General features: G+C 63.5%; 8 protein-coding genes. 4 read left to right on the top strand and 4 right to left on the bottom strand.

From position 1 onward, the window contains the following. The coding region (locus tag EOA24_RS14910) for a bifunctional riboflavin kinase/FMN adenylyltransferase (RefSeq protein ID WP_133374518.1) at positions 1-660 on the top strand (660 nt) is incomplete at its 5' end. 11 nt (positions 661-671) lie between these two features. On the opposite strand, the gene EOA24_RS14905 is transcribed toward EOA24_RS14910, so the two are convergent. From EOA24_RS14905 to EOA24_RS14890, 4 genes are all read right to left on the bottom strand, one after another. After that, positions 672-1226, bottom strand: a complete 555-nt coding sequence (locus EOA24_RS14905; RefSeq protein WP_126083168.1) for an HdeD family acid-resistance protein — start codon at positions 1224-1226, stop codon at positions 672-674. A 113-nt stretch (positions 1227-1339) separates the two neighbouring features. After that, positions 1340-2776, bottom strand: a complete 1437-nt coding sequence (locus tag EOA24_RS14900) for a glycosyltransferase family 1 protein (protein WP_126083167.1) — start codon at positions 2774-2776, stop codon at positions 1340-1342. Positions 2777-2789: 13 nt separating this feature from the next. After that, a complete protein-coding gene (locus EOA24_RS14895) occupies positions 2790-3755 on the bottom strand; it encodes a glycosyltransferase (protein ID WP_189343160.1) in 966 nt (321 codons plus the stop codon). Positions 3756-3882: 127 nt separating this feature from the next. After that, a complete protein-coding gene (locus EOA24_RS14890; protein ID WP_126083165.1) occupies positions 3883-4725 on the bottom strand; it encodes a hypothetical protein in 843 nt (280 codons plus the stop codon). A 314-nt stretch (positions 4726-5039) separates the two neighbouring features. Here EOA24_RS14890 and EOA24_RS14885 point away from each other — a divergent pair, with 314 nt between their 5' ends. From EOA24_RS14885 to ileS, 3 genes are all read left to right on the top strand, one after another. After that, complete coding sequence (locus tag EOA24_RS14885) at positions 5040-6155, top strand: glycosyltransferase family 4 protein (RefSeq protein ID WP_126083164.1); 1116 nt, start codon at positions 5040-5042, stop codon at positions 6153-6155. Between the two features lie 110 nt (positions 6156-6265). Beyond that, positions 6266-7063 carry a MipA/OmpV family protein gene (locus tag EOA24_RS14880; protein WP_126083163.1) on the top strand — a complete coding sequence of 266 codons (798 nt, stop codon included), beginning with the start codon at positions 6266-6268 and terminating at the stop codon, positions 7061-7063. Positions 7064-7384: 321 nt separating this feature from the next. Beyond that, the gene (gene ileS, locus EOA24_RS14875) at positions 7385-10348 is read left to right on the top strand and encodes an isoleucine--tRNA ligase (RefSeq protein WP_126083162.1); all 2964 of its coding nucleotides are present in this window, start codon (positions 7385-7387) and stop codon (positions 10346-10348) included. The last annotated feature ends 176 nt before the right edge of the window (positions 10349-10524 follow it).

Genomic DNA, 10524 nt, shown 5'->3' with positions numbered 1-10524 from the left:
GCTTTCGTGACCGATGTGCTGGAGAAGAATCTCGGCATCCACCATGCCGTTACCGGCTTCGACTTTCATTTCGGCAAGGACCGCCAGGGCGGCCCGGCCTTCTTGATGGCGGCGGGAGAACGGCATGGCTTCGGCGTGACCCTCGTCGACGCCTTCCGCGATGAAGGCGCCGAAGTTGTCTCGTCGAGCCGCATCCGTGGACTGCTCGCCGAAGGCAAGGTGGAGGAGGCCGCCGGCCTGCTCGGCTACCGTTTCACCGTCGAGGCCGAGGTGGTCGGCGGCCAGCAGCTTGGCCGCACGCTCGGTTACCCGACCGCCAACATGCGGCTTTCGCCGGAAGCCGCCCTGAGGGAGGGGATCTACGCCGTCCGCTTCCGCCGTGCCGACGGCACGCTTCATGACGGCGTCGCCAGCTTCGGCCGCCGCCCGACCGTCGACGACAATGGCGCGCCGCTGCTCGAGACCTACGTCTTCGATTTTTCCGGCGATCTCTATGGCGAGACCTGTGAGGTGTCGTTCTTCGGCTTCCTGCGGCCGGAACTCAAATTCGACGGCCTCGACGCGCTGGTGGCGCAGATGAAAACGGACGAGGCAGAGGCGAGGGCGCTGCTGGCGGGCGTGCGCCCGCTCTCGCAACTGGACGCCGAAATCGCGTTCTGATCGCCTGTCGCTTACCGTTTCAAGGCCAGCCCGATGGCGATGAAACTCCAGCCCTGGAAGACCAGGTCGATCGCCAGGAAGATGCCAAGCACCCAAAGGCTGTTGACCGGCCAGCCCATGGCGATCATCAGGCCGAGCAGAATGGTGATGATGCCGGCCGCGAGCAGCCATCCCCAGCCTTGCTCCGGCCGGTGGCTGAAGGCTACCCAGGATCGCAAAAGTCCCGAGGCGATGAGCGCGATGGCCAGCAGCAGCGTCAGCACCGCCGAGGCGAGCAGCGGGTTGTCGAAGGCGAAAAAGCCGGCGACGGCGTAGAGCAGGCCGCTCAGCAGCCAATAGAAGAAACGTCCCCAGGTCTTGACCCCGAAAGCGTGGATGATCTCGATGATGCCAGCCATCAGCATCAGCCAGCCGACGACATACACCGAGGCGACGGTGGCGATGAACAGATTGCCGAAGGCGATGCCGCCGAAGATCAGCAGCAGCACGCCGAGCGCCACGAACCATCCCCATTTGTCCCGCGTCTGGCCGATTGCGTCTCTGAGAGCGTCGCTTGGCAAAGTCATGGTTCATCTCCCTCGAAAATTCACCACCGGTCGTGCGGTGAAAGGAAGCTAGACCGAAAGGGGTTGTGCGTCCAGCAAAGGCGGAACCCTGCGGCGGCCGGGCGTGGCCGAGCCTAAGGCGTTCCTTCTCGCGCCGGCGCGACCTCGTCCGGGAACGGCGCAAGGGTGGCCTCCAGCGTCTCTCGGCCAGCCAGCTCCCAGCTTCGCGCCACGAATTGGCCGGCCTTCCCCTCGTAGCAAGTCCGGACCTCAGGCGAGGTGATCCATTCCCGCATGGCCTTTTCCCATCCTTCGACATCGAGTGGGTCAAGGCAGAGTCCGAATGGACCGACCACTTCGGGGATGGCTCCGCCTGTCGAGGCGATCAGCGCCTTTCCGTAGGCCAGCGCCTCGACGGGCGGCAGTCCATATCCCTCATAGAGCGACGGGTACACGCAGAACGCGCTGCCTTGGTAGAGCAGGGACAATGTCCCGTCATCGACGTTGTCGAGATGGATAAGGCTCTGGCCGTAGTCGGGATGGCTGTGAAGCTTCTCAAGGACCCCATCGACCATCCAGCCGCTGCGGCCGACGAAAACCAGCTTCATGCCGCTATGCGCGACCGTTCCGTCCTGAACGAGGCGCCGCCACACGTCCATGAGCAACGAATGGTTCTTGCGCGGTTCGATGGTGGAAACGAACAGGATGTAGCGACCTGCCTCAAGTCCGTCCGGCAGGGAGCCGTCCGCCTTCGATTTGCGCGCGCTGTCGCAGCCGAGCGGGACCAGTCTCAGGTCCGGCAGGTGAAGGCCGAGCCCGGCGGCATGCTCCTCCATATCGGCGGTGACGCGCTTCGACGTCAGGATGAACCGGTCCGCCAGCCTGATCGCCAGAGCCGCATAGTCCGTGAATCGGGTGACGTCATGCCGCTTGTACCAGTCGGGAAACTGGATCGGGATGATATCGTTCAACAGCACGATCAGCCTCGCGCCTGCCGAGCGGCACGCGCGCGAAATGACCCCGATATCGGTGTGCGACCAATCATTGTTCATCAAAAGCAGATGGTCGCCGGGCGCCGGCTCGTATTTGTTGCCGGCCACCGTCCGCAGCGGCACGATCCGGACGCGTGAACCGTTGTCGCGAGCGACCAGCCGTCGCTCGTTGGGTTTCATCAGCCGGTTTTCGACCCGCTCAAGCAACGGAACAAGACTGCTGTCCGGATTGTGCCGGGTGAACGCGCCGATTTCCGTTATCAGGATCCGGCGCGGTCTTATGATCGCCATCAGCGCCTGCCGCGCCCAGTTCGGCCATCGATCGTAAAACTGCACCTTGACGCGGGCAGGATCCGGATAAAAATGCATATCGCATGAGATGTCTCCGGCGATGATTTCCGCCGCCAGTTGCGGCGAGACCTGCCTGAGGACCCGGTCGACCGGGTCGAACACCGTGAACGCCACATCGGAGGCCGTGAACGCGGCCGCGGCCGCGCTGTAATGCCGCTGCACGCGGACCAGGCCGACCGGAGGGCCGAGCCAGCGCGCCATGCTGGTGAGATCGACGACAAGCCGCATCAGCCGGGCCGCATCAATTCGGCCGCATCCTGGCAGGGCGCGCGATCATCCTGCGCCAAGCCAGTCGAGGCCCGAGCGCGAGCGTCCTGAACGAGGGGGCGCCGACAGCCGCGAGGAGCAGCAGCTTGCAGGTCGTGGCAAACGGTATGCCCGCCGTTCGCAGCAGCAATTCGATGTCGCGTCTCTCCAGGCTCGAGATGGCGGCCCCCGTGGCGGCGCGCCATGCCAGAAAGGTTCCAATGGCCTCTGCGGGTTCGCCGTTTGCGTTGAACGGCTCGGCGCGGGAGCGGCGCAACAGCGCCGACTGCCTGGCCAGCGCCGCGGCCGCCTTTTGCTGATCCTCCTTGACGCGCGACACCTGTCCTGGATGCGAGCGCAATTTGACCAGCCGCGCATCCGTATTGGCCAGCTTTCCCGCCTCGGAAAGCCGCAGCCACAGATCGTAGTCCTCCGCATAGGTGAATGCGCGACGGTAGCCTCCCAGGCGCCGGACGGCCTCGGTCCGGAACATCACTGTCGGATGAAGCATGGGATTGTATCCGGCAAGGGCAGACCGCAACGGCTCGTTGCCGATGGGAACCTCTATTGGCCTCAACGTTTTTCCGTTCCGGTCGATCTGCAATCCCGCCGTGCCGAGCAGCTGCAGATTGGCATCCGCGTCGAAGCGCGCCGCCTGCAGGCGCAACCTGTCGGGCAGCGAGATGTCGTCGCCATCCATGCGCGCCACAAGAGGGGCCCGCGCGAGCGCGATTCCCATATTGAGCGCGTCGACGATGCCTTTGCCGCGATTGGCGACGACCTTGACGCGGCCGTCGCCCTCGCCGAGCGACGTCGCGATCGCGGCGCTGTCGTCCGAGGAGCCATCGTCGACGACGATGACTTCGATATCAGCCAGATCCTGGTCCAGAATGCTTTGCAAGGCTTCGCCGATGTAGGGCGCGCCGTCTCTCACCGGAATGATCACACTTACAGTCGGCAACAGAACGTCCTTGCGATAATCGGGCGTGACCGAATGACCGTTGAATCGGCCAGTTTGAGTACGAGGTGTTTGCGGTCTGGATTCAAGGTTCCATCGCAAAGTTCGTTCACAGTGTCGACTGCCAATCTCATTGTCGCGCCGATCTGGCCAGGGCCTGAAGGGCGGGTTCCAGCAAGCGTAAAACGGCCTCGCGCTTTTTCGCCTTCAACAAGAGATCGCCGTCGAGGCCGACTTCGTGCAGCCAGCTTCCCCGCCATTCGCAATAGGCCTGCCTGAGTTCAACTCCGGGCAAGGCCGCGAATGCCGTTATCGGCCGTTGCGGCAGCGCGTTCGGGTCCACATTCCGATAGAGCACCTCCCAGTTGGCCCCGCCGGTATCGAGGCCGGCGAACCAGTCGAGCCCGAAATCGAGAGGCTTGCGGGCGACGGCTTCGAAGCGGAAGAAACAATAGCCTGCCCACAAATACCAGCGAGCGCCCGCTCGGCGCAGGTCGCCGTAGAACGACACATCTTGAAGAGGCACGAAGGGGTCGCATGGCTGCGTCGGGAAGAGATCCTGGTCCAGAAATCCGAACGCGGCCGGGGCGGCCGGCTTCAGGATATTGCGCCACATCCAGTTGAGCGCCGCGCCGTGGGACCGGCTCGGGTTTTTTACGGTCCATGGATTGGCCGGCAGCCAGACATAGGGAATGCCTCGGGCCGCGCATACCTGCCTGTTCTCGTCCGCGGCAGCTTCGCTGATGCTGTTATCGGCCACGATGTGGAGGTCGTGACGGACAAGTCCCCTGGCCAGCCGCACCTGCAGATCGAGACATTGGGCATCGCCGAAGGCGATGGTGAGCAGCACATCGCGACCCCGGGCGACATCGCGGATGCCCGTAATGTCCCCCGCCTTGGCCGGCAGGCTCAGGAATCTCCGGTCGATCTTCCGGTAACGGGCGGTCTTGATGGCATGTGTCAGCGGCTGCATTCTCAGCCATTGCCGCCAGTTGTATTCACGCAGGGCCTTTGGCACGGGTATGGCAGCGTTCAGGCGAAGCCGGCGTGGCAGCCACAATTAATCCACGGCATCTTCATAATCGCGATCCGGTTGTTTTCTTTTTTGGACAGCCCCAATGCTACAGCATCCAAGTCTCTTGATAAGCCGCTATATACAGCATATGCGTCTTTTCAACACGACCAACATTTGAGCGCCCGGCGTGTTTGTTTGAGTGGAGAAGTCTGGGGCGCACCCGGAGTCTCTCTCCGTCGATCTTGGGGGTGGGCGGCGCTCCGGAACATGTGATGAGAATCTGCTGTGCAATCTCTGCCCTCTTTATGAACGGGGGTTTGCAGAGGGATTGTCTGAATATCAGCGACCGACTGGTCGCGCGCGGCCATAGCGTGACGATCCTGACGACGCGCCAGGTTGGTCATGTCGAGAGTTCGGCGACGATAACAGTCCATCCGGCACGGGTTCTCTCCAACCCGGGCACCGAATTTGCACTGGGAAAGACGCTGTTGACGGCCAGGCGGGATTTCGACTGCGTGGTCGGTTTCAACAAGATGGCGGGCCTGGACATCTACTATGCCGGCGACCCGCCCTATTTTGCCTCGAAGCTCGGCTGGTGGCGGCCGTTTTCGCCTCGCTTCATTCGCCAGCAAAAGCTCGAATCGATGATTTTTGCGCCCGGCAGCGCCGTGCAGATCATTGCGCTCAGCGCGCACCAGGCAGCGCTTTACCGCGACTTCTGGCGAACCGAGGAATCGCGCATCCATGTTGTCGGACCGACGCTCGATCCGAAACGCCGCCGGCCGGAGTTGCTGGCCGGCGACCGCAATGAAATCCGCGATCGGTTCGGGCTTCCCCGCCAGGCCGTCATTGCCTTGAGCATCGCCAACAGAATGAAAGTGAAGGGTCTCGACCGGGCGGTGAAGGCGCTGCAGCCGTTCCCGGACATCCACTGGCTGGTAGCCGGTCTTCGCGAAAACAGCGAGGAGGAAATCCGGCTTCGCGGCCTGATTGCCAAGTCCGGCATGTCGAACCGGGTCATCCTGCTGGGCATCCAGGAGGACATCCCGGCGGTTGTGGTCGCGAGCGATTTCATGCTGCACCCGGCGCGCCTGGAAAATACCGGCACGGTGATTCTCGAGGCGCTCGCAAATGGCCTGCCGGTCATCGCGTCGGCCGCCTGCGGATATGCAAAATATGTCGAAGCTAGCGGGGCGGGGCTGGTCGTGGCCAATCACGACGATCCCGAAATCTGGCGACAGGCGGTCCGGAAAGCCGACGACACTGCAGTACGCGTGCAATGGCATCAGGCGGCCCTTGCTTACGGCTCGTCAAACCCGCTTACCGGCGGACTGGAAGCGGCCTGCGATCTGATAGAGAGCTTGCGCCGCAACCGGCGTGTCGGCTAGTTGCCCTTTCAGTCCGATGTTGCGATTTTAAGTCAAATTTTACCGAACGCACGGCATGGCTTGAGCGTCGGCGGATGGTCTTGCCGGCACGTTTCGCGTAAGGGGTGACGATGCGTATTGTCGGGACGATTCCGCTGGCCGTCGCCATAGGTCTGTTCACCGCGTCTGTCGCACAGGCGGGCGAGGGCAGCTGGATATCCGGCGACTGGTACCTGACGCTCGGCGCCACCGGCCTCGTCGCGCCGAATTTCGAGGGCGGCAAGAAATATATGTTCAGCGCCCAGCCGATCATCTCGCTCGGCAAGGTCGGTCCGCAGGCGCGCTTCACCTCGCGCAACGACAACATCTCGCTGGCCCTGGTCGACGACGGCTCCGTGCGCGCCGGCCTGACCGGCAAGTTCCTGTTCCATCGCACCAGCAAGGACGAACTCCATGGTCTCGACCCGGTGCGCTTCGGCGGTGAAGTTGGCGGCTTCTTCGAGTTCTATCCGTTGGATTGGCTGCGCGCCCGCGCCGAGTTGCGGCATGGCATCCGCTCCCACAACGGCTTCGTCGCCGACATCGCCGCGGACGCCTTCTATGACATCACGCCGACGGTCCGCATTTCCGGCGGTCCGCGCGTCTCCTTCGCGTCGTCCAACTATTTCGACGCCTATTACGGGGTCAACGCCAAGGAAGCGGCGGCTTCGGGCCTGAGCGAATACCATCCGGGCGGCGGTGTGAAATCGGCGGGCCTCGGCGGCGCGATCACCTGGCAGGTGACCGAGCCGATGACGGCCAGCGTCTTCACCGAATATTCGCGCCTGATGGAGCCGGCTTCGGATTCCAGCCTGGTTAAGGAACGCGGCGACCGCAACCAATGGACCTTCGGTGTCTCGACCACTTATCGCTTTAATTTCACCATGTAGGCCGCGAAACCGGCTTCATGCCTTGAATTCCGCGCTTTATTCCTGCCGCGCCATCCGCTAAAAGCCACGCCATGATGAGCTTTTCGCGCCTTTTCGCGATCGCGATACGAATTACAGGCCCGGTGTTCCGGGCGGCCTGAGCGCCGCTGGAGCCGCCGGGAGTTTTCGCGCGCGCCCCTCGCGCTTTTTCAAGAAAATCAACGCATATCGCCCAAAAGTGGGCTCCGGTTTTGGGAAATTGATATGCGTCAGCTAAGACCTCAACGCCCGGGCTTTCCGCCGCCGGGCAACGCAGATGGCAGATCAATGACCGACACCCCGATGACCGACGCTGTTGAAACGATCGACTATTCCAAGACGCTTTATTTGCCGCAGACGGATTTCCCGATGCGCGCCGGCCTGCCCGAGAAGGAGCCCGGCGTGGTCAAGCGCTGGCAGGACATGGACCTTTACAGAAAGCTGCGCGAGGAGGCCGCCGGCCGTGAGAAATTCGTGCTGCACGACGGTCCGCCCTACGCCAATGGCAACATCCATATCGGCCATGCGCTGAATAAGATCCTCAAGGACGTCATCAACCGCTCGTTCCAGATGCGCGGCTACGACGCCAACTACGTGCCGGGCTGGGACTGCCACGGCCTGCCGATCGAGTGGAAGATCGAGGAGCAGTATCGCGCCAAGGGCAAGAACAAGGACGAGGTGCCGGTCAACGAGTTCCGCAGGGAATGCCGCGACTTCGCGGCCGATTGGATCAAGGTGCAGGGCTCAGAGTTCCAGCGCCTGGGCGTCATCGGCGATTTCGACAACCCCTACACGACGATGGCCTACCATGCCGAGGCGCGCATCGCCGGCGAGCTGCTGAAATTCGCCATGTCGGGGCAGCTCTACCGCGGCTCGAAGCCTGTGATGTGGAGCGTGGTCGAGCGCACCGCGCTCGCCGAAGCCGAGGTCGAGTATCAGGATTATGAGAGCGACACGATCTGGGTGAAGTTCCCGGTCGCGAGCCTCGCCCAGCCGGTCGCCGGCGCGGCGCCGGCGCTGGACGACACCGCGCTCGATCTGGTCGAGGCGCATGTCGTCATCTGGACGACCACGCCCTGGACCATACCCGGCAACCGTGCCGTCAGCTATTCGCCGCGCATCGGCTATGGCCTCTATGAGGTGACGGCGGCCGAGAACGCCTTCGGCCCGCAGCCCGGCGAGAAGCTGATCTTCGCCGACGCGCTGGCCGAGGACTGCGCCGCCAAGGCCAAGGTCACGTTGAACAGGCTTCACAGCGTCCCGGCCGAACAGCTTGGGAAGCTTACGCTTTCGCATCCTTTCAAGGGCCTCGGCGGCGGCTATGAGTTCCCGGTGCCGATGGTTGCCGGCGAGCATGTCACCGATGACGCCGGCACCGGCTTCGTCCACACCGCGCCCGGTCATGGCCGCGAGGACTTCGACGCGTGGATGGAGGCCGCCGCCGACCTTCGGGCGCGCGGCGTCGACACCACGATCCCGTTCACGGTCGACGATGCCGGCTTCTTCACCAAGGACGCGCCGGGCTTTGGCCCGGGACGCGAAGGCGGTGCCGCGCGCGTCATCGACGACAACGGCAAAAAGGGCAACGCCAACCAGGCGGTCATCGACGAGCTGATCAAGCGCAATGCGCTCTTCGCGCGCGGCCGGCTGAAGCACAGCTATCCGCATTCCTGGCGCTCGAAGAAGCCGGTCATCTTCCGCAACACGCCGCAATGGTTCGTCTATATGGACAAGGACCTCGGCGACGGCACGACGCTGCGCAGCCGCGCGCTGAAGGCGATCGACGACACGCGCTTCGTGCCGGCGGCCGGCCAGAACCGCATCCGCGCCATGATCGAGGAGCGCCCGGACTGGGTGCTTTCGCGCCAGCGCGCCTGGGGCGTGCCGATCGCCGTCTTCGCCGACGAGGACGGCAATGTGCTGAAGGACGAGGCCGTCAACCAGCGCATCACGGAGGCTTTCGAGAAGGAGGGCGCCGACGCCTGGTTCGCCGACGGCGCCAAGGAACGTTTCCTCGGCAATCACGATGCCTCGAAATGGCACCAGGTGATGGACATCCTGGACGTCTGGTTCGATTCCGGCTCGACCCATGTCTTCACGCTGGAAGACCGTCCGGACCTCAAATGGCCGGCCGACGTCTATCTCGAGGGCTCCGACCAGCATCGCGGCTGGTTCCATTCCTCGCTGCTCGAAAGCTGCGGCACAAGGGGCAGGGCGCCTTACGAAGCGGTGATCACCCATGGCTTCACCATGGATGAGGAAGGCCGCAAGATGTCGAAATCGCTCGGCAACACGGTGGTGCCGCAGGACGTGATAAAGCAGTCTGGCGCCGATATCCTGCGGCTCTGGGTCGTGACGACCGATTATTGGGAAGACCAGCGACTCGGCAAGAACGTGCTGCAGACCAATATCGACGCCTATCGCAAGCTCAGGAACACCATCCGCTGGATGCTGGGCACGCTCGCCCATGACGACGGCAAGGACGTGCCGGTCGAGGCCATGCCGGAGCTGGAGCGGCTGATGCTGCACCGGCTGTCCGAGCTCGACGAAGTGGTGCGCCAGGGCTACGACGCGTTCGAGTTCAAGCGCATCACCCGAGCGCTGCTCGACTTCATGGTGGTGGAGCTTTCGGCATTCTATTTCGATATCCGCAAGGACGCGCTTTACTGTGACGGGCCGTCGAGCCTGCGCCGCCGCTCGGCCGTCCAGGTGGTGCGCCATCTCTTCGAATGCCTGGTGAAATGGCTGGCGCCGATGCTGCCCTTCACCACCGAGGAAGCCTGGCTCGACCGCCATCCGGAAGCCGTCTCGGTGCATCTCGACCAGTTCCCGGAGATCCCGCAGAACTGGCGCAACGAGGCGCTGGCCGAGAAATGGCGCAAGGTGAGGCAGGTGCGCCGCGTCGTCACCGGCGCGCTGGAGATCGCGCGCGCCGAGAAGCTGATCGGCTCGTCGCTGGAAGCCGTGCCGGTGGTGACGCTGGACGACGCCGCGCTGGAGGCGGCCATCGCCGATGTCGACATGGCCGAGATGGCGATCACCAGCGACCTCGTCATCAAGCATGGCAAGCCGCCGGAGGGCGCCTTCACGCTCGACGACGTCAAGGGCGTGGCGGTGGTGGTGGAGAAAGCCGAGGATCGCGGCCTCACCAAATGCGCGCGCTCCTGGCGCTACACCGCCGATGTCGGGCAGGACCAGGAATTCCCGGATGTCTCGGCCCGCGACGCGGCCGTGCTGCACGAGCTCAAGGCGCTCGGGCGTCTCTAGGTGCATGTCGCCCAAAAGTGTGCGGCGGTTTTGGGCTAACGACATGCACTCTTCAAACAAGTGCATGTCGCCCAAAAGTGTGCGGCGGTTTTGGGATCAACGACATGCGCCGGTCAAATAAGTGCAAAAGTACCACGCCGGGCGGCCCATATCCGCCCGTGCGTTGGCCTTAACAA

This window comes from Mesorhizobium sp. M2A.F.Ca.ET.039.01.1.1 (genome assembly GCF_003998035.1).
Classification (GTDB): Bacteria; Pseudomonadota; Alphaproteobacteria; order Rhizobiales; family Rhizobiaceae; genus Mesorhizobium.
Note: the sequence above shows the minus strand (reverse complement) of the source record. Positions and strands in the feature narration are given on the sequence as shown.